Below are 24,515 nucleotides of genomic sequence, written 5' to 3'. Positions count from 1 at the left end.
TTAATCACCCATTTCGGGGAGTAATGCATGTTTCAAAATAAATCGCCCATATAGAGGCGATACGGTCACCACCATGCCTGCCGAGACCACCACCGAGCCCGTCCCCGTCACGGGATGGGGCCGCACCGCTCCGTCCGCCGCGCGGGTGATCCGCCCACGGAACTACGCGGAGGCCGTGGCGGCGGTCCGGGACTGCGGGCCCCGCGGAGGAATCCCCAGGGGTCTGGGACGGGCGTACGGGGACGCGGCGCAGAACGCGGGCGGGTCGGTGATCGACCTGACCGGCCTGGACCGGATCCACGTCATCGACGCCGACGACGGGAGCGTCCTGTGCGACGCGGGGGTCTCGCTGCACCGGCTCATGGAGGTCCTGCTGCCGCTCGGCTGGTTCGTGCCGGTGACCCCCGGCACCCGGTACGTGACCGTGGGAGGCGCGATCGGCGCCGACATCCACGGCAAGAACCACCACGTGTCCGGCTCCTTCGCCCGGCATGTGCTGTCCTTCGAACTGCTCACGGCGGACGGCACGATCCGCACGGTGGGCCAGGGCACCGACCTCTTCGACGCGACCACCGGCGGCATGGGCCTGACCGGCGTCGTCCTGACGGCCAGGATCCGGCTCCAGCCGGTCGGGACGTCCCTGATGTCGGTCGACACCGAGCGGGCCGCCGACCTCGACGACCTGATGGCCCGGCTCACGGCCGGCGACCACCGCTACCGCTACTCGGTCGCGTGGATCGACCTCCTCGCGCGCGGGGCGGCCACCGGACGCGCCGTCCTCACCCGTGGCGAGCACGCGCCCCTGGACGCCCTGCCCGCCCGCGCGCGCAGGGCCCCGCTCGCGTTCCGTCCGTCCCGGCTCCCGGCCGCTCCCGCGTTCCTGCCGAGCGGCCTGCTCACCCGCACGACCGTCGGACTGTTCAACGAGCTCTGGTACCGCAGAGCGCCCCGCGCGCGTACCGGCGAACTCCAGAGCCTGGCCGCCTTCTTCCACCCCCTCGACGGCGTGCCGCACTGGAACCGCGTCTACGGCCGCGACGGCTTCGTGCAGTACCAGTTCGTCGTCGGATACGGCCAGGAGGACACGCTGCGCCGGATCGTGGGGCGGATCTCCGCCCGCCGCTGCCCGTCCTTCCTGGCCGTCCTCAAACGGTTCGGGGACGCCGACCCCGGCTGGCTCTCCTTCCCCCGCCCGGGCTGGACCCTCGCGCTGGACATCCCTGCCGGACTGCCCGGCCTCGGCGCCTTCCTGGACGAACTGGACGAGGAGGTGGCCGGCGCGGGCGGCCGCGTCTACCTCGCCAAGGACTCCCGGCTGCGCCCGGACCTGCTCACCGCGATGTACCCGCGCCTCGACGACTTCCGCGCGCTGCGCGCGGAGCTGGACCCGCGCGGGGTGTTCGTGTCGGACCTCGCCCGCCGGCTCAACTTCCAGGAGTCACGATGAAGGACGCCTTCGGCCTCCCCCAGTCCCTGCTCGTCCTCGGCGGCACGTCCCAGATCGCGCTGGCCACCGCGCGCCGTCTGATCGCCCGCCGCACCCGCACGGTGTGGCTGGCCGGGCGCCCGTCGCCCGCCCTGGAGTCGGCAGCCGCCGCACTGCGCACGCTGGGGGCCGACGTCCACACCGTCCCCTTCGACGCGCTCGACCCGGGATCCCACGAGAGCGTCCTCGGCAAGGTCTTCGCCGAGGGCGACGTCGACACGGTGCTGCTCGCCTTCGGCGTCCTCGGCGACCAGGCGAACGACGAGCGGGACCCGGCGGCCGCGGTGCGCGTCGCGCAGACCAACTACACGGGGGCGGTGTCGTCGGGGCTGGTCGCCGCGCGGGCCCTCCAGGCCCAGGGCCACGGCTCCCTGGTCGTCCTCTCCTCCGTCGCCGGCGAGCGGGCCCGCCGCTCGAACTTCATCTACGGCTCCAGCAAGGCGGGCCTCGACGCCTTCGCCCAGGGGCTGGGCGACGCGCTGCACGGCACGGGCGTGCACGTCATGGTCGTACGCCCCGGGTTCGTCCGGACGAAGATGACGGCGGGGCTGCCGGAGGCACCGCTGGCGACCACCCCGGAGGCGGTCGCGACGGCCGTCGAGCTGGGGCTGCGGCGCCGCTCGGAAACCGTGTGGGTGCCGGGCGTGCTGCGCGTGGTGATGTCGGCCCTGCGCCACGCGCCCCGCGGACTGTTCCGCAGACTGCCGGAACAGGTGCGCCGACCGGACCGGCCGGTCGACGCGGCCCGGGTCGTGTCCGCGAAGTAGCGCCGTCTGACCGGGGGCAGAGCTCGCGGCGTCCGGTGCGCCCGATCGCAAGGCGGAGGGCCGGCCTCGTACCGGATGCGCGTGGGCGATCCCGACAACGCGGCGAGCGGGTGTGCCTGGCGTCGCGAGCCGGGCGGGACTTCGCGGACGGGGCCTAGCGCGTCGGCAGCGAGCCGCGGTCGACGTGGGCCGCCTGCGGGGGTACGACCGCGCCCCCGAAGGCGTAGTCGCGCAGTTTGCGCCAGACGCCGTCGGCACCCTGCTCGGCGAGGGCGAATCCGGTGCAGGACCACTCGGCGTCGTAGTGGGCGAGCTCGTCGAAGGCCCGGTCCATCGCCGCGTCGTCGATGCCGTGCGCCACGGTGACGTGCGGGTGGTAGGGGAACTGGAGCTCCCGCGTCAGCGGCCCGGAGCCGGACCGGATCCGCTGCTGGAGCCAGGCGCAGGTCTCGGCGCCCTGGACGACCCGCACGTAGACCACCGGCGACATGGGCCGGAAGGTGCCGGTGCCGGACAGCCTCATCGGGAAGGGCCGCCCGGCCGCGGCGACCTGGGTGAGGTGCGCTTCGACGGCCGGCAGCGCGCCGGCCGCGACCTCCGTCGGCGGCAACAGCGTGACGTGCGTGGGGATGCCGTGAGCCGCGGCGTCGCCGAAGCCCAGGCGCCGCTCCTGGAGCAGGCTGCCGTGAGGCTCCGGGACCGCGATCGACACGCCGATCGTTACGGTCCCCACGTCTTCTCCTGTCGTCATGTCGTCATGTCGTCATGTCGGGGTGTGTTGCCGGGTTCGTACTCAGTCGTACGGCTATCGACTGTACGGCCACAGCTGTGCTCTGGGCAGGCGCGGGGAAAGTGATGTGCAGCGCTCTGCCCTGAGGAACAGGAGTGCGGTGCGCCCCGAGTGCTGCGGAGCGCCGCTCAGTGCTTCGCGGGCAGGAATCCCACGCGCTCGTACGTCTGGGACAGCGTCTCCGCGGCGACGGCACGGGCCTTCTCCGCGCCCTTGGCCAGGATCGAGTCGAGCGTCTCGGGGTCGTCCAGGTACTGCTGGGTGCGGTCCCGGAACGGCGTCACGAAGTCGACGACGACCTCGGCGAGGTCCGTCTTGAGCGCGCCGTAGAGCTTGCCCTCGTACCGCTGCTCCAGCTCGGCGATGCCCGTGCCGGTCAGCGTCGAGTAGATGCCGAGCAGGTTGCTGACGCCCGGCTTGTTCTCGGTGTCGTAGCGGACGACCGTGTCGGTGTCGGTGACCGCGCTCCTGACCTTCTTCGCGGTCGCCTTCGGGTCGTCGAGCAGGTTGATGAGGCCCTTCGGCGTGGACGCCGACTTGCTCATCTTGATCGACGGGTCCTGGAGGTCGTAGATCTTCCCCGTCTCCTTCAGGATGTGCGGCTTCGGGATCGTGAAGGTCTCGCCGAAGCGGCCGTTGAAGCGCTCGGCGAGGTCGCGGGTCAGCTCGATGTGCTGGCGCTGGTCCTCACCGACCGGGACCTCGTCGGCCTGGTACAGCAGGATGTCCGCGACCTGGAGGACCGGGTACGTGAACAGGCCCACCGAGGCGCGGTCGGCGCCCTGCCTGGCCGACTTGTCCTTGAACTGGGTCATCCGGCTCGCCTCGCCGAAGCCGGTGAGGCAGTTCATGACCCAGGCGAGCTGGGCGTGCTCGGGGACGTGGCTCTGGACGAAGAGCGTGCAGCGGTCCGGGTCGAGACCGGCCGCGAGGAGCTGGGCGGCGGCCAGCCGGGTGTTAGCGCTGAGCTCCTTCGGGTCCTGCGGCACCGTGATCGCGTGCAGGTCGACGACCATGTAGAACGCGTCGTGGGTCTCCTGGAGCGCCACCCACTGGCGGACGGCGCCGAGGTAGTTGCCGAGGTGGAACGAGCCTGCGGTGGGCTGGATTCCGGAGAGCACGCGGGGTCGGTCTGAGGCCATGCGACTTATTGTCTCAGAGGTGTGGGAGTGGTTTCGGTGCCCGGGGAACCGCGCCGCCGTCGTGGTCGGCCGCGCCCCGTGGCGGAGCCGCACATGAATGCGGCCCCGCGCCCCCGAGCAGATTCACCCGAGGTTGATCTCGGGGTACAGCGGGAAGCCCGCGACCAGGTCCGTCGCCCGCTGGGCGATCTCTTCCGCCACCTTCGCGTCGAGCACGTGGGAGGCCTTGGACGGGGCGCCGGACTTGGTCGTGCCCGACTCGGTCGTGGTCAGGACCCGGTCGATCAGGCCCGCCACCTCGTCCATCTCGGCCGTCCCGAGGCCCCTCGTCGTCAGCGCCGGCGTGCCGATGCGGATGCCGGAGGTGTACCAGGCGCCGTTCGGGTCGGCGGGGATGGCGTTGCGGTTGGTGACGATGCCCGAGTCGAGCAGGGCCGCCTCGGCCTGGCGGCCGGTGAGGCCGTAGGAGGAGGCGACGTCGATCAGGTTCAGGTGGTTGTCCGTGCCGCCGGTGACCAGGGTCGCGCCGCGCCGCATCAGGCCCTCGGCGAGGGCGCGCGAGTTGTCGACGATGCGCTGGGCGTAGTCCTGGAAGGACGGCTGCCGGGCCTCCGCCAGGGCGACGGCCTTGGCGGCCATGACGTGCGGGAGCGGACCGCCGAGAACCATCGGGCAGCCGCGGTCGACCTGGTCCTTGAGGGAGTCGTCGCACAGGACCATGCCGCCGCGGGGGCCGCGCAGGGACTTGTGGGTGGTGGTCGTCACGATCTGGGCGTGCGGGACCGGGTCGAAGTCGCCGGTCAGGACCTTGCCCGCGACCAGGCCGGCGAAGTGCGCCATGTCGACCATGAGGGTCGCGCCGACCTCGTCGGCGATCTCGCGCATGATCCGGAAGTTCACCAGACGGGGGTACGCGGAGTAGCCCGCGACGAGGATCAGCGGCTTGAAGTCGCGGGCGGTGGCGCGCAGGGCCTCGTAGTCGATCAGGCCGGTGGCCGGGTCGGTGCCGTAGGAGCGCTGGTCGAACATCTTGCCGGAGATGTTCGGGCGGAAGCCGTGGGTGAGGTGGCCGCCGGCGTCCAGGGACATGCCGAGCATGCGCTGGTTGCCGAAGGCATGGCGCAGCTCGGCCCAGTCGGCCTCGGAGAGGTCGTTGACCTGGCGGACGCCCGCTTTCGCGAGGGCCGGGGCCTCCACACGGTCGGCGAGGACGGACCAGAAGGCGACGAGGTTGGCGTCGATGCCGGAGTGCGGCTGGACGTAGGCGTGGCGGGCGCCGAAGAGCTCGCGGGCGTGCTCGGCGGCCAGCGACTCGACGGTGTCGACGTTGCGGCAGCCGGCGTAGAAACGGCGGCCGACGGTGCCCTCGGCGTACTTGTCGCTGAACCAGTTGCCCATCGCGAGGAGCGTGGCCGGGGAGGCGTAGTTCTCCGAGGCGATCAGCTTGAGCATCTCGCGCTGGTCGTGGACCTCCTGGCCGATGGCGTCGGCGACGCGCGGCTCGACGGCGCGGATCACGTCCAGTGCGGCGCGGAAGGCGGTGGACTCGGTGGAGAGGGACTGCTGCTCGGACATGTCGTCGGCCTCCGGGGGCGTGGCGTGCGGTCACGGTTCTCGGTCTGGCCCAGGCGCACGGCACTCTTGTCGCTCACAGGCCGCTCCCCGATGGTCCGTCCCATCCCAGCGCGCCAGTCACGGCCCGCTCGCCAGCCTACCGGCCTCCCCCGATTCCCAAGGCCCGGCGTCCATCATGCGAGCGACGTCGGACCCGCACCGGACCACGCCTCCACCTGCCCCGGAGCGGCCGGTGGATCCGGGGGGCGGGGGTTCGGGGGGGTCGGGGGTCCAAGGGTTCATTGGGACTCGCGGGGGGGCCGAGGAGACTCGGGGTCTAGAGGATCACGTGGGGCAGGAAGCGGGCGTACTCGTCCGTGATCAGGCCGGAGGACTCGCGGATGCCGAGGCCGGCCGACTCGTCCTCCACCATCCACGCGCCGAGGACGACATGGTTGCCGTCGAACGCGGGGAGCGGCGCCAACTGCTGGTAGCAGCAGGCTTCGCCGGTGCGCGGTGCGGGATCGCCGCCCGGGGCGTGCACGGTGACGCCGGCGCCCTCGCGGCCCAGCAGCGGCTTGGCCACGTAGCCGGTGGTGGCCGCCAGTTCGCGGGGGCCGTCCAGGTAGGCGGGGAGGAGGTTGGGGTGCCCGGGGTACAGCTCCCACAGGACGGCCAGCAGCGCCTTGTTGCTGAGGAGCATCTTCCACGCCGGCTCGATCCACAGGGTCGTGCCGGTTCCGCCGCCGTTGTCGAGGGTGTCGAGGACATGACCGGCGAAGCGGTCGGTGGTCAGCCACTCCCAGGGATAGAGCTTGAAGCAGCTGCGGATGAAGCGGAGTTGCCGGTCGACGAAGCGGCCGGACAGCGGGTCCCAGCCGATCTCCTCCATGGAGATCCAGTCGGTGTCGAGGCCGGCCTGCTCGGCGGTCTCCTTGAGATAGGCGACCGTCATGAGGTCCTCGCCCAGCTCGTCCTCCGAGGAGTGCGCGAAGTAGAGCGGGCTGCCGGGCGGGAGCAGGGGGGCCTGCTTCTTCCAGGCGGCGGTGAGGCGCTCGTGGAGGGAGTTCCACTGGTCGGCGCCCGGGAATCGTTCCTCCATCCAGAACCACTGGGGGGAGGCCGCCTCCACGAGCGAGGTGGGCGTGTCGGCGTTGTACTCCAGGAGCTTCGCCGGGCCGGTGCCGTCGTAGCGGAGGTCGAAACGGCCGTACACGGACGGGAGTTCGGCGCGCCGGTGCCAGGCCTCGACGACCGCCGCCGCGATCCGCGGGTCGGTGATCCCGAGGTCGGCGAGGCGGTCGGACTCGACGAGGTGGGCGGCCGCCGCCAGGCACATGGTGTGCAGTTCCTCGACGGTCTCCTCCAGCGCCTCGACCTCGTCGAGAGTGAACACGTAGTACGCGCTCTCGTCCCAGTAGGGACGCAGGCGGCCGTCGGGGTGGCGGGTGAGGGGGTAGACGAGACCCTGTTCCTCGACGGTCCGCTGCCAGTCGGGGCGGGGTTCGATGCTGTGACGTCGCACGGTGCCGGTGTCCTGTTCAGCCGCTCGGGCGCTCAGCCGCCGGAGCTGCCCTTGCCGACACCGCTGCCGCTGTCGCTGCCGCTGCCGAACCCGTTCCGGTCCACTCCGCTGCCGCCGCTGCCGCCCCCACTGGTGCTGCTCGAGCCGGTCGAGCCGGTCGAGCCGCCGGACCCCTTGCCCGGCTTGGTGAAGGAGCCGCCGTCGACCCAGGAGCCCTTCTTGTCGCCGCCGTAGTACCAGGCGGCGTCGGTGGAGACCGTGGCGGACTTGCCGACCTTGCCGGACCCGGTGGACGTGCAGTTCTTGTCGGCGACGACCTTGTAGCCCTTGGTGAGGTTGTAGCTGTCGCGGTCGACGCACCGCTTGTCGGGGTCGGAGGAGCAGGCGGACAGGGCCGCCGCGAGCACTCCCATGCCGCCCAGTACGACCGTCCCCGAACGAAGTCTCCGCCGCGCGTCCGCCATGTTCCGTCTCCCCGTTGTCGCATCGCCGCTACGACGATTTCCGGCCGTCAGCCTAGACACCGTGCCGGGGGCGGCCGAAGGCGGCCCGCCCACGAGCCGTTCGCCTACAGTCCTTTCGTGCTCTTCGGAATGGTGTGCGCCCTCGGCGCGGCGGTCTGCTTCGGTACGGCGACGGTGTGGCAGGCGATGGCGGCGCGGGCGGCTGCCGACGGGACCGGCGGGGACGCGGCGCTGCTGCTCCGGGCGGTGCGGGAGTGGCGGTACCTGGCGGGACTCGGTCTGGACGGGCTGGGGTTCCTGTTCCAGATCGCCGCGCTGCGGTCGGTGCCGATCTACGCCGTCGGCGCGGCCCTCGCGTCGAGCCTGGCCGTGACGGCGGTGGTCGCGGCGCGGCTGCTGCGGGTACGGCTGAGCCGGACCGAGTGGGCGGCGGTGGCCGTGGTGTGCGCGGGGCTGGCGATGCTGGGTCTGGCGGCGGGGACCGAGGGCGAGGAGAGCGGCCCGCCGGCGCTGCCGTGGGTGATGCTCGGCGCGGCGGGCGGGGTGCTGCTGCTGGGACTCGCCGGAAGGCGGCTGACCGGGCGCGGACGGGCGCTGGTGCTGGGCCTCGGGGCCGGATGCGGGTTCGGGGTGGTGGAGGTGGCGGTGCGGCTGATCGACTCGCTCGCCCCGTCGGAGCTGCTCACCGATCCGGCGGTGTACGCGCTGCTGCTCGGGGGCGGTGCCGCGTTCCTGCTGCTGACCTCGGCTCTCCAGCGGGGCTCGGTGACGACGGCCACGGCCGGGATAGTGATCGGGGAGACGATCGGGCCGGCGCTGGTGGGCGTGGTGTGGCTGGGCGACCGTACCCGGGAGGGGCTCGGCTGGCTGGTGGTGCTCGGCTTCGCGGTGGCGGTGGCGGGGGCGCTGGCACTGGCCCGGTTCGGGGAGGCGCCCGCCGCGGCACCGGCGGCGGAGCGGGCAGGCGCCTGAGCCGCCGGTAGGGCGGTCGGCGCCGTGGTGCGGTCCCGCCCACAGGGGCGGGCCTCACCTCCGTCGAGGACCCGCACATCGCCGTTCGTCAGGGGGCGGCTGTCGGCGGCTGTCGCGGCTGTCGCGGCTGCCTCCGGGATGCCTATCCGGGAAAGGGGATCCCGGAGCCGTTCTCGCCGGAAGGAAGCGCCGCGCACAACGCGTCCAGCGCGCCGGACCAGGCGTGGTCCGGCGGGGTCCCGTAGCCGACGACCAGCGCGTCGAGGGGCTCGGTGACCGCGTCGGGGTGGCGGTGACGGGGGGTGAGGCCGTTCACCGCCAGGCCCTGGTAGGCGGCCGCCCGTACCGCCGCCTCCTCCGTGCCGGGCGGGAGCCGCAGGACGGCGTGCAGGCCCGCCGCGATGCCGGTGACGCGGATCGCGGGGGCGTGCGCGGTGAGGGCGGCGACCAGCGCGTCGCGGCGTCGGCGGTAGCGGGTGCGGGCCGCCCGCACATGGCGGTCGTACGCGCCCGACGTGAGGAACTCCGCCAGCGTCAACTGGTCCAGGACCCCCGAGGTGTCCACCCCGCCCTTGGCCGCCACGACCTCGTCCGCGAGGTCGGGCGGCAGCGCCGTCCAGCCCAGGCGCAGGCCGGGAGCCAGCGACTTGCTCGCGGTGCCCAGGTACACCACGTGGTCGGGGGCCAGTCCCTGGAGGGCGCCGACGGGCTGGCGGTCGTAGCGGAACTCGCCGTCGTAGTCGTCCTCCAGGACCAGCGCGCCGGTCCGCCGCGCCCAGTCGACGACGGCCGCCCGCCGGTCGTGGTGCAGGGGTACGCCCATCGGGAACTGATGGGCGGGGGTGAGCAGGACCGCGCCGGCGCCCTCCAACAGGCGGGTGTCGGTGCCGCGTTCGTCGACCGGTAGCGGGGTCATGGAAAGGCCCGCCGCCGCGAGCAGCTTCCAGTGCTCGTCCAGGCCGTACGAGTCGACGGCGATCGTGCGCACCCCGCGATCCCGCAGGACGGTGCTGAGCAGCCTCAGGCCGTGCGCGAACCCGGCGCAGATCACGACGTGTTCGGGGTCGACGCGTACGCCGCGGGCGCGGGCGAGGTAGCCGGCGAGGGCGGTGCGCAGCTCGACCCGGCCGCGGGGATCGCCGTAGCCGAGGGCGTCGGAGGGGGCCGCGGTGAGGGCGCGGCGGGCCGCCCTGAGCCACTCCGCGCGCGGGAAGGACCCGAGGTCGGGGGTGCCGGGGCGCAGGTCGTAGCCGGGCCGGCGGCGCTCGGGGCGAGGGCGCGCCGCGCCCGTGGGCGGGACGGTCCTCCCCTCGGCCACCCGTGTGCCCGAGCCCTGGCGGGCGGTGAGCCAGCCCTCGGCGACGAGGTCGGCGTAGGCGTCGGCCACCGTGTTGCGGGCGACACCGAGGTCGACGGCGAGCGAGCGCGAGGAGGGCAGCCTGGTCCCGGAGGGCAGACGCCCACTGCGGACGGCCTCGCGCAGGGCGTCCGTCAGGCCCCGGCGCAGGTGCGGTCCGGTCGGCTCCAGATGCAGGTCGACGCCGAAAGTGGCCCAGGATCTCGCCATGGAAATGGACCATACTCCTGGGCTGCCCCGCTCCTAGGGTCGAGGGCATGACGACGCACGCACACCCCACGAGCCCCGATGAACAAGTCCGCCACGCCCCCGAGCGCGCCCCCCGGCTGGACTGGGCCGCGCACGCGCCCGACGTCCTCAAGGCGATGCTCCGGCTCGACGCCGCCGCCCGGAAGGGCCTCGACCCGAAGCTGGCCGAGCTGGTGAAGGTCCGCGCCTCGCAGATCAACCGCTGTGCGCTCTGCGTCGACATGCACAGCAAGGACGCGCTGGCGGCGGGCGAGAGCGTCGAGCGGATCATCCAGCTCAGCGCGTGGGAGGAGTCGGCGCACTTCTACACCGAGAAGGAGCTCGCGGCGCTGGCCCTGACCGAGGCGGTGACCGTGCTCACGGACGGGTTCGTGCCCGACGAGGTCTACGAGCGGGCGGCCGAGCACTTCGAGGAGGCCGAGCTGGCGCAGCTGATCGCCGCGATCACGGTGATCAACGCGTGGAACCGGTTCGGCGTGACCTGCCGGCTGGTGCCGGGCCACTACCGGCCCGGGCAGCACGCGTGAGCCGGACGAACCTCCTCGACCGCGAGGTCGGCCGGGCCATGTCCTCGCTCAGCGCGGCCGCCAAGCGGGGTCTGGGCGACCCCGCGCTCGCCGAGCTCGTGGTGATCCGCGCCTCGCAGCTCAACCACTGCGCGTTCTGCCTCGACATGCACCTCACGATCGCCCGCGAGCACGGGGTGAGCGGGAAGCAGCTCGATCTGCTGAGCGCGTGGGAGGAGGCGGGGGACGTCTACGACGAGCGGGAGCGGGCCGCGCTCGCGCTGACGGAGGCGGTGACCGTGCTGACGGAAGGCTTCGTGCCCGACGAGGTGTACGAGCGGGCCGCCCGGCACTTCGACGCCGCGCGGCTCGCGCATCTCGTCGCGCTGATCACCGCCATCAACAGCTGGAACCGGGTGATGGTCGCCCGCCGCATCCCGACCGGGGGGTACACACCATGAGCGAGGTGGACGTCATGAGCAAGGTGGACGACTTCCGACGGCTGCACCACGGCCGGCTGCCGGGCGACCCGCTCGTGCTGCCCGGCCCCTGGGACGCGGCCAGCGCCCGGGTGTTCGCCGACGCCGGGTTCCCGGCGCTCGCGACGCCCAGCGCGGGCGTCGCCGCCTCGCTCGGGTACGCGGACGGGCTGACCCCGGCCGACGAGATGTTCGCGGCGGTCGCCCGGATCGTGCGGGCGGTGGACGTGCCGGTGTCGGCGGACGTCGAAGGCGGATACGGGCTGCCGCCGAAGGAGCTGGTGGAGCGGCTGCTGGAGACGGGCGCCGTCGGCTGCAACCTGGAGGACTCGGTCGACGGCGTCCTCAAGGACCCGCGCGAGCACGCCGAGTGGCTGGCCGAGGTGCGGCGGGCGGCGGGCGACCGGCTCTTCGTCAACGCGCGCATCGACACCTTCGCGCACGGCGACGGCGATCCCGCAGGTGCCATCGAGCGGGCGGCGGCGTACGTCGCCGCGGGCGCCGACTGCGTCTACCCGATCGGCGCCCCCACGGCCGTCCTGCCGTTGCTGCGGTCGGGCATCCAGGGGCCGCTCAACGTGGGCGGCCGGGTGGACGGCGAGGGCCCCTCGCCCGCCGGACTCGGCGAACTCGGGGCCACCCGCGTCACGTTCGGACCGGGCCTCCAGCGGCGGGCGGCGGCCGCCCTCCGGGAGATCAGCGCGGAGCTGATCTAGCGGCCGGTACGGCGGCCGGTGCGGCGCCCGCGGCCGCGCCCGGTGCTGGGGTCGAGGCCGTGAGGGTCAGGACAGCCACGCCTTCCAGGTCGACGCGTGGCTGTCCACCCACTTCTTCGCGGCCGCCTCCGGGGTGAGCTTCTGGTCGGCGATCATCAGGGACACCTCGTTCTGGTCCTCCGTCGTCCACTTGAACCTCTTCAGGAAGGCGGCCGCCTTGCCGCCGTCCTTCGAGAAGTCGGCGTTGAGGTACTTCTGGAGCGGGGTGTGCGGGTAGCCGCAGGCGACCTTGTCCGGCTCCGCGTCGCAGCCGTCCTTGTAGGCGGGCAGCTTCACCTCGGTCATCGGGACCTTCTCGAAGAGCCACTGCGGGGCGTACCAGTAGGTGAGGAAGGGCTTCTTCTCCTTGGCGAACTGCCGCATCTGGGTGATCTGGGCGGCCTCGGAACCGGCGAAGACGACCTGGTAGTCGAGCTTCAGGTTCTGCACCAGCGCCTTGTCGTTGGTGACGTAGGACGGGGAGCCGTCCATGAGCTGGCCCTTGCCGCCGCTCTCGGCGGTGCGGAACTGCGACGCGTACTTGTTCAGGTTCTTCCAGTCCGTGACGTCCGGGTGCTCCTTGGCGAAGTACGTCGGGACGAACCAGCCGATGTGTCCGGTGACGCCGAGGTCGCCGCCGTGCGCGATCGTCTTCTTGTCGTCGACGTAGCGCGCTTCCTGGTCGGGGTGGCCCCAGTCCTCCAGGATCGCGTCGACCCGGCCCTGGCTGAGCGCGTCCCAGGCGGGCACCTCGTCGACCTGCACGGTGTCGACGCGGTAGCCGAGCTCGTGCTCCAGCAGATACTGGGCGACGGCCACGTTGGCCTGCGCACCCACCCAGGACTGGACGGACAGGGTGACCGTCCTGGCACCCTGCGCGTTGGCGAAGGGCGAGGCCTGCTTGGTCATGTCGGCGGCGCCGCAGCCGGTGAGCAGCAGGAGCGCCGACGCCCCGGCGGTCAGGGCAGTGGTACGAAGTCGCATGTCACGCTCCCTTCTTCACACGGCGGTCGGCCGGCTGGGTCACCCGGTCGAGCATCAGGCCGAGGCAGACGATCGCGGCGCCGGCCACCAGACCGGTCGCGAGGTCGCCCTGGGCGAGCCCGAACACGGCGTCGTAGCCGAGCGCGCCACCGCCGACCAGACCGCCGATGATGACGACGGCGAGGACGAGGACCACGCCCTGGTTCACGGCGAGCAGCAGCGCGGGCCGCGCGAGCGGGAGCTGGACCTGGCGCAGTTGCTGCGCGCCGGTCGCGCCGAGGGACCGGGCGGACTCCATCGCCGCCGGGTCGACCTGGCGCAGGCCCTGGGTGGTGATACGGACGACGGCGGGCAGCGCGTAGACGACGGCCGCCGCGACCGCGGGGGCGCGGCCGACGCCGAACAGGGCGACGACCGGGATCAGGTACACGAACTGCGGCATCGTCTGGAACACGTCCAGGACCGGGCGCAGCAGCCGTTCGACGCGGTCGCTGCGGGCGGCGGCGATGCCGGTCGCGAAGCCGAGGACGAGCGTGACGGCGACGGCGGCCAGCACCTGGGAGAGGGTGTCGAGCGACGGCTCCCAGACGCCGAGCACGCCGGTCGCGGCCAGCGCGAGGACGGCGGTCAGCGCGGTGCGCCAGGTGCCGATCGGCCAGGCGATCGCGGCGACCAGCAGCAGCACCGCCCACCAGGGCAGGACCTGGAGGCCGTCCCGGAGGGGGTCGAGGACCCAGGTGGTGAAGTGCCCCGCCCAGTCGGCGGTGCCGCCGATCACGGGCACCCCGGAGTAGAGGTGGTCGGTCATCCAGTCGACGGCGTCGTTGACCGGGGCGGCGATGCTCACCGTCCAGGAGTCGGGCCAGTCGAGCCGGCCCGCCACGCGCCCGGCGAGCGCCACGGCCACGGCGGCGGCAGCGGCGTACAGCCAGGCGGCCCGGCCGTGGCCCGGTTCGCCGTCGCCGGCGTGCCCGGCGGCGGCCGTGACCCGGTCCAGGACGATCGCGAGCAGCACGATCGGGATGCCGGCGGCGAGCGCCGCGCCCACGTCGACCGAGGCCAGCGCCTGGTAGACGCGGTCTCCGAGGCCGCCCGCGCCGATCACCGACGCGATGACCGCCATCGACAGCGCCATCATGATCGTCTGGTTGAGGCCGAGGAGGAGTTCCTTGCGGGCCAGCGGGATCCGGGCGGTCAGCAGGCGTTGCCGGGCGGTCGCGCCCAGCGACTCCACCGCCTCCAGGACCTCCTTGTCGGCGCCGCGCAGCCCGAGCGCGGTGAGCCGGGCCATGGGCGGGGCGGCGTAGACGACGGTGGCCAGGACGGCCGCCGGGACGCCGATGCCGAAGACGAGCACGACCGGGAGCAGATACGCGAAGGCGGGCAGTACCTGCATCGTGTCGAGGACCGGGCGCAGGCCGCGGTCCAGGCGTTCGGAGAGACCGCCCGCCAGGCCGAGCACCACGCCCACGACGACCGACACGAGGACGGCGACGATCATCAGGGCCAGCGTCTGCATCGTCGGCACCCACATGCCGAGCAGACCGCAGGCCGCGAACGCGGCCGCCGTGCCGAGCGCGAGCCGCACCCCGGCCACCCGCCAGGCGACCAGCGCGGCCGCCGCGGTGACCCCGGCCCAGCCCGCGCCGAGCAGGACCAGGTACACGGCGCGCACCGAGAGGACCACGCCGTTGCTGAGGTAGCCGAAGAAGTAGAGGAAGAGCGGGTGGCTGTCGCGGTTGTCGACGATCCAGTCGCTGGCGCCGGTGAGCGGTGTGGTCAGGTCGACGGTGAGCGCGTGCGGCCAGGTGCCGCTGGACCACCGGGCGTCGGCCAGCGGGACGAGGATCGCGGCCGCTAGCGCGAGCAGCGCGAGCTTGCGGACGGCCTGGTGTTTGAGGACGCCCGGAAGGGCGACCCGGGGGGCGGTCGTGGTGAGCGTGGCCATCAGACCGCCTCCCTACGGGGCTCCGTTCCGACCGCGACGGATCCGGGCTCCCGTCCTGACGGGACGGACGGCGCGGACGGCGCGGGTGCGGAACCTGTTCCGGCCACGACGCCGAGCAGACGCTCGTGGTCGACGACGCCGAGGCACCGGCCCGAGTCCATCACCCGCACCGGGCCGCCCGACCGGGCGACCGCCTCGATCGCCTGGGAGACCGTGGCCTGCGGGGACACGGCCGGGCCGCCGCCCGCCTCCTCCAGGGAGGCGGGCCGCATGGCCGTACGGACCGTCAGGACCTGCTCGCGCGGCACGTCACGGACGAACTCGCGGACGTAGTCGTCGGCCGGGGAGCCGACGATCTCCTCGGGCGTGCCCAGCTGCACGACCTGCCCGTCGCGCATCAGGGCGATGCGGTCGCCCAGCTTCAGCGCCTCGCTGAGGTCGTGGGTGATGAAGACCATCGTGCGGCCCTCCTCGCGGTGCAGCCGGACGACCTCCTCCTGCATGTCGCGCCGGATGAGCGGGTCGAGCGCGCTGAACGGCTCGTCGAAGAGGAGCACCTCGGGGTCGACGGCCAACGCACGGGCCAGGCCCACGCGTTGCCGCTGGCCGCCGGAGAGCTGGGCGGGCCTGCGCTGTTCCATGCCGTCCAGGCCGACCTTGTCCACGACTTCCTGGGCGCGCGTGCGCCGTTCGGCCCGGCCCATGCCCTGGATCTCCAGGCCGTAGGCCACGTTGTCGAGGACCGTGCGGTGCGGGAGGAGGCCGAAGTGCTGGAAGACCATCGCGGCGCGGTGCCGGCGCAGTTCACGCAGCCTGGTGCGGTCCATCGCGCGGACGTCCTCGCCGTCGACGACGATGGTGCCGGCCGTCGGCTCGATCAACCGGGTCAGACAGCGCACCAGGGTGGACTTGCCCGAGCCGGACAGACCCATGACGACGAAGACCTCGCCCTTGCGCACGTCGAAGGAGACGTCCCGGACGGCGGCCGTGCAGCCGGTGCGCGAGCGCAGTTCGGCGGGTGGGAGCGCGGCGAGTTCCGGGTCGCCCGGGACGCGTTCGGACTTGGGGCCGAAGACCTTCCACAGGCCGTCGACCGAGAAGACGGGGGCGTCGGTGTCCGCGGTGGGCGGCTTACGGGTGGCGGGCATGATGGTCATCGCGCATCGTCTCCGATCAGGTCGACGGCTTTCTCGGCGACCATGAGCACCCCGATCATGGGGTTCACGGCGGGCATGGTCGGGAACACCGAGGCGTCCGCGATGCGGATGCCGTCCAGGCCTCGTATGCGCAACCGCGGGTCGACCACGGCCAGTTCGTCGTCCTCGGCCCCCATGCGGCAGGTGCCCGCCGGGTGGTAGACGGTGTGCGCGACCTTGCGGGCGTACTCGCTCAGCTCCTCGTCGCCCGTGATGTCCGGGCCGGGCGCCACCTCGCGCTTGAGCCAGCCGGCCAGCGGCTCGGTCTTCGCGATCTCGCGGGCGATCCTGATCCCGTCGACGAGGGTGCGGCCGTCGTGGTCGTCCTCGTCGGTGAAGTAGCGGAAGTCGAGGGCGGGCTTCACGGACGGGTCCGCGCTCTCCAGGTAGAGCCGCCCGCGGGACTTCGGCTTGGGGATGTTGGGGGTCATCGAGACGCCGTGCGGCGGGCGTTCGTAGCCCAGGCGCTCCGGGTTGTCCGTGAAGGGGACCTGGTAGAAGTGGAACATCAGGTCGGGTCCCGGGTGCCCGGGGTCGCGGCGCACGAAGAGACCGGCGTCGGAGTCCATCGCGGAGTTCTCGGGGAGCGGGCCGTGGGTCTCCCAGACGATCACCGACTCGGGGTGGTCGAGGAGGTTCTCGCCGACGCCCGGCAGGTCGAGCACGACGGGTATGCCGAGCGCGTCCAGGTCGGCCTTCGGACCGATGCCGGAGTGCAGGAGGAGGCGGGGCGAGTCCACGGCGCCCGCGCACAGCACGACCTCGCGGCGGGCCCGTACGAGGATCTCCTCGCCGTCCTTCGTGCGGACGTGCACGCCTTCGGCGCGCGCGCCGTCCAGCTCGAGCCGGTACGCCCAGGTCTCCAGCAGGATCGTCAGGTTGGGCCGCTCGTCCATCACCGGGTGCAGATAGGCGACCGAGGCGCTCGACCGCTTGTTGGTCTCCGGGTGGTAGGCGAGGTCGAAGAAGCCGACGCCGTCGTCGAAGGGCTTCTCGTTGAAGCCCTCGATCCGGGGCACTCCGGTCGCCTGCCGCGCGGCGTCGACGAAGTCGCGGGCGATGGCGTTCCGGTCCTTCTCGTCGACCGGGACGATGTTGTTCAGCAGCCGCGCGTAGTACGCCTCCATCGAGGCCGCGTCCCAGCCCTCGGCGCCGGCCGCCTCCCACTCGTCGAAGTCGGACGGCAGCGGCTTGAAGGCGATGAGCGTGTTGTGGGAGGAACAGCCGCCGAGGACACGGGCGCGGCTGTGCCGGATGTGGGAGTTGCCGCGCGGCTGTTCGGTGGTGGGGTAGTCGTAGTCGAGTTCACCACCGAGCAGGCCCATCCAGCGGCGCAGGGTGAGGACGTCGTCGCGGCCGACGTCGCTGGGGCCGCCCTCGATGACGGCGACGGTGGTGTCGGGGTTCTCGGTCAGCCGGGAGGCGATGACAGAACCGGCGGTTCCGCCTCCGATGACGACATAGTCGTAGACATGTGCGTTCTCTGGCATGGGGGGTACTCCAGGGGCGTGCGAAGTCTTCCGGCGGGCTGGGGCGGGCGGGAAGCCGGCCTGGGGAGGGATACCGGGAACGGGATACCGGCGCGGGGTGCCGGGCGGGGTGCCGGGGTCGGGATACGGGATGCCGGGGCGGGTTACCGGTCGGGGGTCAGCCGGCGAACCAGCGGACGGGACGCGGCGCGAGGTTCTGGTAGACGTGCTTGGACTCGCGGTACTCGGCGAGCCCGGCCGGGCCGAGTTCGCGGCCCACGCCGCTTTTTCCGAAGCCGCCCCACTCCGCCTGCGGCAGGTAGGGGTGGAAGTCGTTGATCCAGACGGTGCCGTGCCGCAGCCGGCCGGCGACCCGGCGCGCGCGGCCCGCGTCGGCGGTCCAGACGCCGCCCGCGAGGCCGTACTCGGTGTCGTTGGCGAGAGCGACCGCCTCGTCCTCGGTGCGGAAGGTCTCGACGGTGAGGACCGGTCCGAAGACCTCCTCCCGCACGACCCGCATCTCGCGGTGGCAGTGGTCGAGGACGGTGGGCTCGTAGAAGTAGCCGGACTCCGGCCGCTGCGGGGCGGGTTCGGGGCGCCGGCCGCCGGACCGCAGCACCGCGCCCTCCGCGAGCGCGGAGGCGACGTAGTCCTCGGTCTTGGCGCGCTGCTGCTCGGAGACGAGCGGACCGCATTCGACGCCGTCCTCCGTGCCCCGGCCGAGCCGGATCCTCCCGGCCCTGCGGGCGAGTTCGTCGACGAAGCGGTCCCGGACCGACTCCTCGACGATGAGCCGGGAACCGGCCGAGCAGACCTGGCCGCTGTGGATGAAGGCGGCGTTGAGGGCCTGGTCGACGGCGGTGTCGAAGCCCTCTTCGGTGGCGCAGGCGTCGGCGAAGACCACGTTGGGGTTCTTGCCCCCGAGTTCGAGCGCGACCTTCTTGACGCTCGGGGCGGCCGCCTGTGCCACCTTCGTGCCGCTGACCAGGCCGCCGGTGAAGGAGACCAGGTCGACGTCGGGGTGCTCGGCGAGCCGCGCGCCGACCGTGTGCCCGGGCCCGGTGACGATGCCCGCGACCCCGGCGGGCAGCCCGGCCTCGAGGAGCAGGTCGATGAGCGCGATCGTCGTCATCGGGGTGATCTCGCTCGGCTTGACGACGAAGGTGTTGCCCGCGGCGAGCGCCGGGGCGATCTTCCAACTCGCCTGGAGCAGCGGGTAGTTCCAGGGGGTGATGAGCGCGCACACACCGACCGGCTCATGGACGACGACGCTGTGGATGTCGGGCGAACCCGCGTCCACCACCCGGCCCGGGGCCTCGGCGGCGACGAGTCCGGCGAAGTAGCGGAAGGCGTCGGCGACGCAGTCGATGTCGACGCGGCCTTCCTCCAGCGTCTTGCCCGCGTCCCGGCTCTCCAGCAGGCCGAGTCGTTCGCGGTCGCGCACGAGCAGATCGGCGACGCGGTGCAGCAGGGCGGCGCGTTCGACGACGGGGGTACGCGGCCAGTCGCCCTCGTCGAAGGCGGCGCGGGCGGCCGCGACCGCCAGGTCGGTGTCCTTCTCGTCGCCCTCCGCGACCACGGCGAAGGGGCGGCCGTCCGCGGGGTCGAGGATCTCGCGGGTCGCACCGGAGACGGCTTCCAGCCACTCTCCGCCCGCGTGGATCGTCCGGTGGTCTCGCCGTTCCGGCTGTTCCGTCCTGTCGGCCATGATCGGTGTCGCCTTCCGTTCCTGTTCAGTCCCCCTGCGTCACCTGTGGGTCTGTCTCGGCGACGGCGTCCACATGCCCCCGCGCCCCCATTGCATGCGCAATCCATGGCCGAAAGTGCCCTGTGTCACTGACGTTGTGGACATAAGAATCCAAAACGTACGTCACCTCATACGCGGACGAACAGGTGCGGGAAGGGGAAGGTGCGGGAACGGGAAGGCATGGACGCCGCCGAAACCTTTGACTAAGGTCAAAGAACTATGGAGCCAGTGCAGAGGAAGCCGGCACAGACGGAGCCGGCACAGACGGAGCCGGGGCGGGCCGAGCAACCGCGGGCCGAGCACTCGGGGGCGGAGCACTCGGGGGCGGAACAGGTGGCGGCGGAGCAGGTGGCGGCCTTCCGTCGCTTCAACCGCTACTTCACGCGCCGCATCGGCGCCCTGGACGACCACTACCTCGGCCAGGACCGCCCCCTGGGCGAGGCCCGGCTGCTGTTCGAGATCGCCGACGCGGAGGCCGGGGTGTCCCTGCGCGCCCTGCGCGGCCGGCTCGGACTGGACGCCGGGTATCTGAGCCGGATGGCGAAGGCCCTGGAGGCGCAGGGCCTGGTCCGGATCAGCGTGCACCCCGACGACAACCGGCTGCGGATGATCGAGCCGACCCCGGCCGGACGCGTCGAGCTCAAGGAGCAGAACCGCCGGGCCGACGTGCGCACGGCGGAGCTGCTGACCGGGCTCGGCGAGGAACAGCGCGCGGAACTGACCGAGGCGATGGCCACGGCACGCCGTCTGCTGCGCCTGGCGGCCATCACCGTCGAGCCGGTCGACGGCGCCGCGCCGGACGCCCGCGCCTGCATGGAGGCCTACGCCGCCGACCTCACCGACCGCTTCGGCAGCTTCACGGCGTCCGATCTGGTCCGCCCCGCGGAGGTCTCCGGCGCGAGCGGCGCCTTCTTCGTCGCGTACGAGGAGGGACGGCCGGTGGGCTGTGGAGGACTGCGCACGCTGGAACCCGGCGTCGGCGAACTCAAGCACGTCTGGGTGCACCCTGACGCCCGCCGCCTCGGCCTCGCCCGGCGGATCCTCGACCGGCTGGAGTGCGCGGCGACGGAGCGCGGCCTGCGCCTGCTGCGCCTGGACACGAACGCGTCGCTCACCGAGGCACGGGCGATGTACCGGGCGTGCGGCTACCAGGAGATCCCGGCGTACGTCGACCACGTCTACGCCGACCACTGGTTCGAGAAGCGGCTCCCGACGTCAACGACCGCCGACTGACCCGGGCGACCCGGTTTCGCTCCGCGCAGCGCACGCGGGAAGAGGCTCCGTCAGGTCGGCGGGCGGCTGGGCTCCGGTCCGCGTTCGTCGGGTCCGTCCGGCGAGGCCGCCCACGTCGCCCGGCCCGAGACAGCGATCCCCGGGCGGCTCGGGCCGCCCGGGGATCAGTGGTCCGGAAACCTCAGAGGAGACCGAGGGCGCGGACCGCCTCGCGCTCCTCCGCCAGCTCCTGCACCGACGCGTCGATGCGGGCGCGGGAGAACTCGTTGACGTCCAGGCCCTGGACGATCTCGTACGAGCCGTCCTTGGTGGTGACCGGGAAGGAGGAGATGAGGCCCTCCGGGACACCGTAGGAGCCGTCCGACGGGATGCCCATGGAGGCCCAGTCGCCGTCCGCCGTGCCGTTGACCCAGGTGTACACGTGGTCGATGGCCGCGTTGGCGGCGGAGGCGGCGGAGGACGCCCCACGCGCCTCGATGATGGCCGCGCCGCGCTTGGCGACGGTCGGGATGAAGTCCTCGGCCAGCCACTTCTCGTCGTTCACGGTCTCGGCGGCGTTCTTGCCGGCGATCGTGGCGTGGAAGATGTCCGGGTACTGGGTCGCGGAGTGGTTGCCCCAGATGGTCAGCCGCTTGATGTCGGCGACCGTCGAGCCCGTCTTCTTCGCGAGCTGGGTCAGCGCGCGGTTGTGGTCGAGGCGGGTCATCGCGGTGAAGCGCTCGGCCGGTACGTCCGGAGCGGCGGCCTGGGCGATCAGGGCGTTGGTGTTGGCCGGGTTGCCGACGACCAGGACCTTGATGTCGTCCGCGGCGTGGTCGTTGATGGCCTTGCCCTGCGGCTTGAAGATGCCGCCGTTGGCCTCGAGGAGGTCGCCGCGCTCCATGCCCTTGGTGCGCGGGCGGGCGCCGACGAGAAGGGCGACGTTGGCGCCGTCGAAGGCGACGTTCGGGTCGTCGCTGATGTCGATGCCCTGGAGCAGCGGGAACGCGCAGTCGTCGAGCTCCATGGCGGTGCCCTCGGCGGCCTTCAGGGCCGGGGTGATCTCCAGCAGGCGCAGCCTGACCGGCACGTCCGCGCCGAGCAGCTGGCCGGAGGCGATGCGGAAGAGCAGGGCGTAACCGATCTGGCCGGCCGCGCCGGTGACGGTGACGTTCACGGGAGTGCGGGTCATGGCGTTCTCCGTATGACAGCTGTCGGTGGGGCGTCCCTGCCCCTGGTGGGACGTACAAATGATCGATCTCTTGGTATCAAGAGATCCAACCAGCGGTCAGGCTATCGCGCCTCCGCGATCCCGGGCGGCCGGGGTTGTGTGGCCCGTCCCACAGAGTGGCCCAGGGGGTAGGGGCGAGCGGCCGCGGCCCGACAGGGGGCGGCGGCCGCCGGTCCGGGAGAGGTGGAACCAGCGGCCGCCGTAGTGGGGGTACCGGGTCGTGCCGGACTCCCGTGGGGGTACGGTTCGCGTGCCCGCGGCGGAGGAGGGTATTCCTGCCCGTTCGGACTTTTTTGCACCGGGTCCGCCGACGCCGCCCGCCTCCCGTGCCCACCTCACCCGTCCGGCCCAACGGCGGGCCCGGCGCCCGGCCGTCTCACGGGGTGCAACCCTGCTCTCCCGACGCCAGGACCGCGCACACCGTCGCGTCCGCCGGGCTCTTCACCGCCACCATCGGGGTGTACGCGATCGTGTCGCCGGCCACCGTGACGGCGCCGGTCTGCCGTACCGGACCCACGGTCACCCGCACCTCGTCGCCCTGCGCGGCCCGGGTGATCCGGCCCCAGGCCGTCCCGCACGTGCTGCTGAAGCGGACCTCGACCAGGGTCGCCCCGACCGTCGCGGTCCTCGCCGTCGTCACGAGGCCGCCGCTGCACCCCATCTCCTCCGCGTCCCGGCCCGTGCAGTCGGAGCCACGGCACAGCACCCCGGGGGGCAGGGCGGTGCTCGGCGCGGCCGAGGCGGGAGAGGGCGGCCCGGTGGTGCCCACCGCCTGCTTCCGGTCCCCTCCGTCGGTCAGGAGGAAGGCGCCCACGACGACCGTCACCACCCCCACCACCCCCGCGAGGAACAGCGTCGTCCGCCGGGGGCCGGAACCACCCGGGGCGCCGCCGACCGGTATCCGCGCGTCCCGCGACGGCGGCATCGTCGGCGACACGCCCGCCGGTCCCGCGACGCCCGGGGTCACCGCGATCCGGCCCACATCGCGCTCGCGCACATCGGGCGGCGGCCCGAACTCTCCCGGCGCGGCCCGCGCCCGGGAGATCCGCACGGCCTCCATGGTCCGGTCGTGCCGCATCTCCGAGCTGCTCCACGCCCGCTCGGCCAGTTCCCACATGGTGGTGAGATGGAGGGGAGGCGTGCCCGTGACCTCGGCCAGTGCCACGACCGCGCCCTTGGGGGCGAGCAGCCGGCCGTTCAGATAGCGGTCCCAGGACGTCTTGCCGTAGCCCGTACGGTCGGCCACCACCGCGACGCTCAGCCCCGTGCGGTCCACGACCCGCCGCAACTGCTCGACGAACTCCCGTACCTGCGGGTCGAGTTCCCCGGGCAAAGCCTTCCAGCGAGGCATCGAACCCCCCTCCCCTCCGCCAGGTCCCCCATGGGCCACGTTAGACCTGATGACGAGACGATTCGGGACAGATACCCGAACGGTCAACGTATCGACACGAGAAGCGCACATCGGCACGACGAACGCACATCAGCCGAAGACGACCGCTCCCCCGACGGCGACGCACAGCAGGGCCAGCAGGAGCAGGGCCGCCCAGAGCAGCAGGCGTCCGGTGGGCCGGGCCGAGGCCGGTGGAGCGGGCTCCTCCAGCTGGTCCCACCAGGGGATCGTCGGGTCGTCACGGTACTCCTCGGCCGGGCTCGCCGGCACCGGCCGGGGCCAGGCCTCGACGGCCAGTTCCCAGCGCACGACGTGCCGTTCGGCGTCCGAGCCGACCAGCCCCGCCACCCGGCACAGCGCGGCGACGGCCTGCCGGGGCGGCGGCTGAACGGCGTTGAGATAGCGCTGCCAGGAGGACTTGCTGTACGCGGTGCGCGCGCCGAGCGAGGCCAGGCTGAGGCCCGTACCGTCCTTGAGCTGCCGCAACTGCTCCACGAAGTGCCGTACCTCCGACGGCAGCCCGTCCGGCAGCGGCTGCCAGGCGCCCATCCGGCCCACCTTTCCTTCGATCCGTTGGGGGGACGACGCGGGACGGCCGGACGGTTCCCATGGCGGGGGCGTCTGTGGCCGGGCGCGCACACCGTGGCGGAACGGTCACTTCCGTGCCACAGCCTCCAGGCGGCTGTTGAACAGGCAGCTCAGGAGGGTGGAACGTGGAACGCGTCGGCGGCCCGTCCTCCTCGGGGGATGAGGACGGGCCGCCGTTGCGCTGCGCGCAGCTCGGTTCAGCTGCTGACCGTGAAGTGCAGGGTGTCCTTCAGGAAGGGGATCTGGAGCCACGGGTTGGGCTGCGCCATCAGCGCGAGCAGGACGATGGCGGTGCCCAGCACGGTGTACGTCACGATGTCGGTGAAGCGGGAGCGTACGGCGAGCATGCCGACCCCGGGCAGCAGCCAGCGCAGCACCGCGCCGACCAGCAGGCCGACGCCGATCAGGATCGTGCCGATCCGGAACACGTCGAGCGCGGTCACCAGCAGACCGAGCGCGACGATGCCCAGGACGACGATGATCGGCCACTGCCGGGCGGCCAGCGCGTCGCCGGGCGCGGCCCGGCCGCCGCCCTCGGGGCGTGCGGTGTCCCTGGTGAACAGCGGGAAACGCCGGGTGGTGCGGCGCGCCACCCCGTCGGCGTCGGGCGCGCTGACCGGATCCCGCACCTCGATGTCGTCGGTCTCGTCGATCCCGTCGATGTCGTCCCTACCGCCGACGCCGTCGGTCGCCTCGGTGCCGTC

The 24,515-nt window shown here is 72.7% G+C and carries 22 protein-coding genes and 1 riboswitch; of the genes, 7 read left to right on the top strand and 15 right to left on the bottom strand.

Annotated elements, in window-relative coordinates:
* The first annotated feature begins 73 nt into the window (after positions 1-73).
* Both QF030_RS25995 and QF030_RS25990 read left to right on the top strand, forming a co-directional pair.
* Positions 74-1,447 (top strand): FAD-binding oxidoreductase, encoded by a 1,374-nt coding sequence (locus QF030_RS25995; RefSeq protein ID WP_307165022.1) that lies wholly within the window; start codon positions 74-76, stop codon positions 1,445-1,447.
* On the top strand, positions 1,444-2,253 hold the full coding sequence (locus tag QF030_RS25990; RefSeq protein ID WP_307165021.1) for a decaprenylphospho-beta-D-erythro-pentofuranosid-2-ulose 2-reductase: 810 nt from the start codon (positions 1,444-1,446) through the stop codon (positions 2,251-2,253). The genes QF030_RS25995 and QF030_RS25990 overlap by 4 nt, the downstream gene beginning before the upstream one ends.
* A gap of 154 nt (positions 2,254-2,407) precedes the next feature.
* On the opposite strand, the gene QF030_RS25985 is transcribed toward QF030_RS25990, so the two are convergent.
* The 5 genes from QF030_RS25985 to QF030_RS25965 all read right to left on the bottom strand — a co-directional run bounded on the left by QF030_RS25985 (position 2,408) and on the right by QF030_RS25965 (position 7,728).
* The gene (locus QF030_RS25985) at positions 2,408-2,986 is read right to left on the bottom strand and encodes a 2'-5' RNA ligase family protein (RefSeq protein ID WP_307165020.1); all 579 of its coding nucleotides are present in this window, start codon (positions 2,984-2,986) and stop codon (positions 2,408-2,410) included.
* A gap of 185 nt (positions 2,987-3,171) precedes the next feature.
* Positions 3,172-4,185, bottom strand: coding sequence for a tryptophan--tRNA ligase (gene trpS / locus QF030_RS25980; RefSeq protein WP_307165019.1), 1,014 nt, complete (start codon positions 4,183-4,185; stop codon positions 3,172-3,174).
* A 123-nt stretch (positions 4,186-4,308) separates the two neighbouring features.
* Positions 4,309-5,760, bottom strand: a complete 1,452-nt coding sequence (locus QF030_RS25975; RefSeq protein ID WP_307165018.1) for a glycine hydroxymethyltransferase — start codon at positions 5,758-5,760, stop codon at positions 4,309-4,311.
* Between the two features lie 40 nt (positions 5,761-5,800).
* A riboswitch (ZMP/ZTP riboswitch) is annotated at positions 5,801-5,891 on the bottom strand.
* Positions 5,892-6,076: 185 nt separating this feature from the next.
* Positions 6,077-7,264 (bottom strand): glutathionylspermidine synthase family protein, encoded by a 1,188-nt coding sequence (locus QF030_RS25970; protein ID WP_307165017.1) that lies wholly within the window; start codon positions 7,262-7,264, stop codon positions 6,077-6,079.
* Positions 7,265-7,296: 32 nt separating this feature from the next.
* Positions 7,297-7,728, bottom strand: a complete 432-nt coding sequence (locus tag QF030_RS25965) for a hypothetical protein (RefSeq protein ID WP_307165016.1) — start codon at positions 7,726-7,728, stop codon at positions 7,297-7,299.
* A 129-nt stretch (positions 7,729-7,857) separates the two neighbouring features.
* Between QF030_RS25965 and QF030_RS25960 the strand changes: the two genes are divergently transcribed.
* A complete protein-coding gene (locus QF030_RS25960) occupies positions 7,858-8,700 on the top strand; it encodes a DMT family transporter (RefSeq protein WP_307167694.1) in 843 nt (280 codons plus the stop codon).
* 142 nt (positions 8,701-8,842) lie between these two features.
* On the opposite strand, the gene pdxR is transcribed toward QF030_RS25960, so the two are convergent.
* The gene (gene pdxR / locus QF030_RS25955; protein WP_307165015.1) at positions 8,843-10,267 is read right to left on the bottom strand and encodes a MocR-like pyridoxine biosynthesis transcription factor PdxR; all 1,425 of its coding nucleotides are present in this window, start codon (positions 10,265-10,267) and stop codon (positions 8,843-8,845) included.
* A gap of 47 nt (positions 10,268-10,314) precedes the next feature.
* On the opposite strand from pdxR, the gene QF030_RS25950 reads away from it, so the two are divergent.
* From QF030_RS25950 to QF030_RS25940, 3 genes are read left to right on the top strand one after another with little or no spacing between them, the layout of a single operon-like run.
* On the top strand, positions 10,315-10,833 hold the full coding sequence (locus tag QF030_RS25950; RefSeq protein ID WP_307165014.1) for a carboxymuconolactone decarboxylase family protein: 519 nt from the start codon (positions 10,315-10,317) through the stop codon (positions 10,831-10,833).
* Positions 10,830-11,273, top strand: coding sequence for a carboxymuconolactone decarboxylase family protein (locus tag QF030_RS25945; protein ID WP_307165013.1), 444 nt, complete (start codon positions 10,830-10,832; stop codon positions 11,271-11,273). Before QF030_RS25950 ends, QF030_RS25945 begins: the two co-directional genes overlap by 4 nt.
* A gap of 14 nt (positions 11,274-11,287) precedes the next feature.
* The gene (locus QF030_RS25940; RefSeq protein ID WP_307167693.1) at positions 11,288-12,007 is read left to right on the top strand and encodes an isocitrate lyase/PEP mutase family protein; all 720 of its coding nucleotides are present in this window, start codon (positions 11,288-11,290) and stop codon (positions 12,005-12,007) included.
* Between the two features lie 66 nt (positions 12,008-12,073).
* Here QF030_RS25940 and QF030_RS25935 read toward each other — a convergent pair whose 3' ends face one another.
* The 5 genes from QF030_RS25935 to QF030_RS25915 form a co-directional block, all read right to left on the bottom strand.
* The gene (locus QF030_RS25935) at positions 12,074-13,030 is read right to left on the bottom strand and encodes an ABC transporter substrate-binding protein (RefSeq protein WP_307165012.1); all 957 of its coding nucleotides are present in this window, start codon (positions 13,028-13,030) and stop codon (positions 12,074-12,076) included.
* A gap of 1 nt (position 13,031) precedes the next feature.
* Complete coding sequence (locus QF030_RS25930; protein WP_307165011.1) at positions 13,032-14,978, bottom strand: ABC transporter permease; 1,947 nt, start codon at positions 14,976-14,978, stop codon at positions 13,032-13,034.
* Positions 14,978-16,126 (bottom strand): quaternary amine ABC transporter ATP-binding protein, encoded by a 1,149-nt coding sequence (locus tag QF030_RS25925; RefSeq protein ID WP_373428917.1) that lies wholly within the window; start codon positions 16,124-16,126, stop codon positions 14,978-14,980. The genes QF030_RS25930 and QF030_RS25925 overlap by 1 nt, the downstream gene beginning before the upstream one ends.
* Before the next feature lie 5 nt (positions 16,127-16,131).
* The gene (locus tag QF030_RS25920) at positions 16,132-17,664 is read right to left on the bottom strand and encodes a GMC family oxidoreductase (RefSeq protein ID WP_307165009.1); all 1,533 of its coding nucleotides are present in this window, start codon (positions 17,662-17,664) and stop codon (positions 16,132-16,134) included.
* Between the two features lie 157 nt (positions 17,665-17,821).
* The gene (locus QF030_RS25915; protein ID WP_307165008.1) at positions 17,822-19,351 is read right to left on the bottom strand and encodes an aldehyde dehydrogenase family protein; all 1,530 of its coding nucleotides are present in this window, start codon (positions 19,349-19,351) and stop codon (positions 17,822-17,824) included.
* A gap of 372 nt (positions 19,352-19,723) precedes the next feature.
* Here QF030_RS25915 and QF030_RS25910 point away from each other — a divergent pair, with 372 nt between their 5' ends.
* Positions 19,724-20,623 carry a bifunctional helix-turn-helix transcriptional regulator/GNAT family N-acetyltransferase gene (locus QF030_RS25910; RefSeq protein ID WP_373428916.1) on the top strand — a complete coding sequence of 300 codons (900 nt, stop codon included), beginning with the start codon at positions 19,724-19,726 and terminating at the stop codon, positions 20,621-20,623.
* A 181-nt stretch (positions 20,624-20,804) separates the two neighbouring features.
* On the opposite strand, the gene QF030_RS25905 is transcribed toward QF030_RS25910, so the two are convergent.
* From QF030_RS25905 to QF030_RS25890, 4 genes are all read right to left on the bottom strand, one after another.
* On the bottom strand, positions 20,805-21,794 hold the full coding sequence (locus tag QF030_RS25905; protein ID WP_307165007.1) for a malate dehydrogenase: 990 nt from the start codon (positions 21,792-21,794) through the stop codon (positions 20,805-20,807).
* Between the two features lie 415 nt (positions 21,795-22,209).
* Positions 22,210-23,184, bottom strand: coding sequence for a helix-turn-helix domain-containing protein (locus QF030_RS25900; RefSeq protein WP_307165006.1), 975 nt, complete (start codon positions 23,182-23,184; stop codon positions 22,210-22,212).
* Between the two features lie 129 nt (positions 23,185-23,313).
* Complete coding sequence (locus QF030_RS25895; protein WP_307165005.1) at positions 23,314-23,772, bottom strand: helix-turn-helix domain-containing protein; 459 nt, start codon at positions 23,770-23,772, stop codon at positions 23,314-23,316.
* 236 nt (positions 23,773-24,008) lie between these two features.
* A complete protein-coding gene (locus QF030_RS25890) occupies positions 24,009-24,473 on the bottom strand; it encodes a DUF3017 domain-containing protein (RefSeq protein ID WP_373428913.1) in 465 nt (154 codons plus the stop codon).
* Positions 24,474-24,515: the final 42 nt, after the last annotated feature.

Origin of the sequence: Streptomyces rishiriensis (genome assembly GCF_030815485.1) — a bacterium.
Classification (GTDB): Bacteria; Actinomycetota; Actinomycetes; order Streptomycetales; family Streptomycetaceae; genus Streptomyces; species Streptomyces rishiriensis_A.
This window is presented reverse-complemented; position numbering and strand designations above follow the sequence as displayed.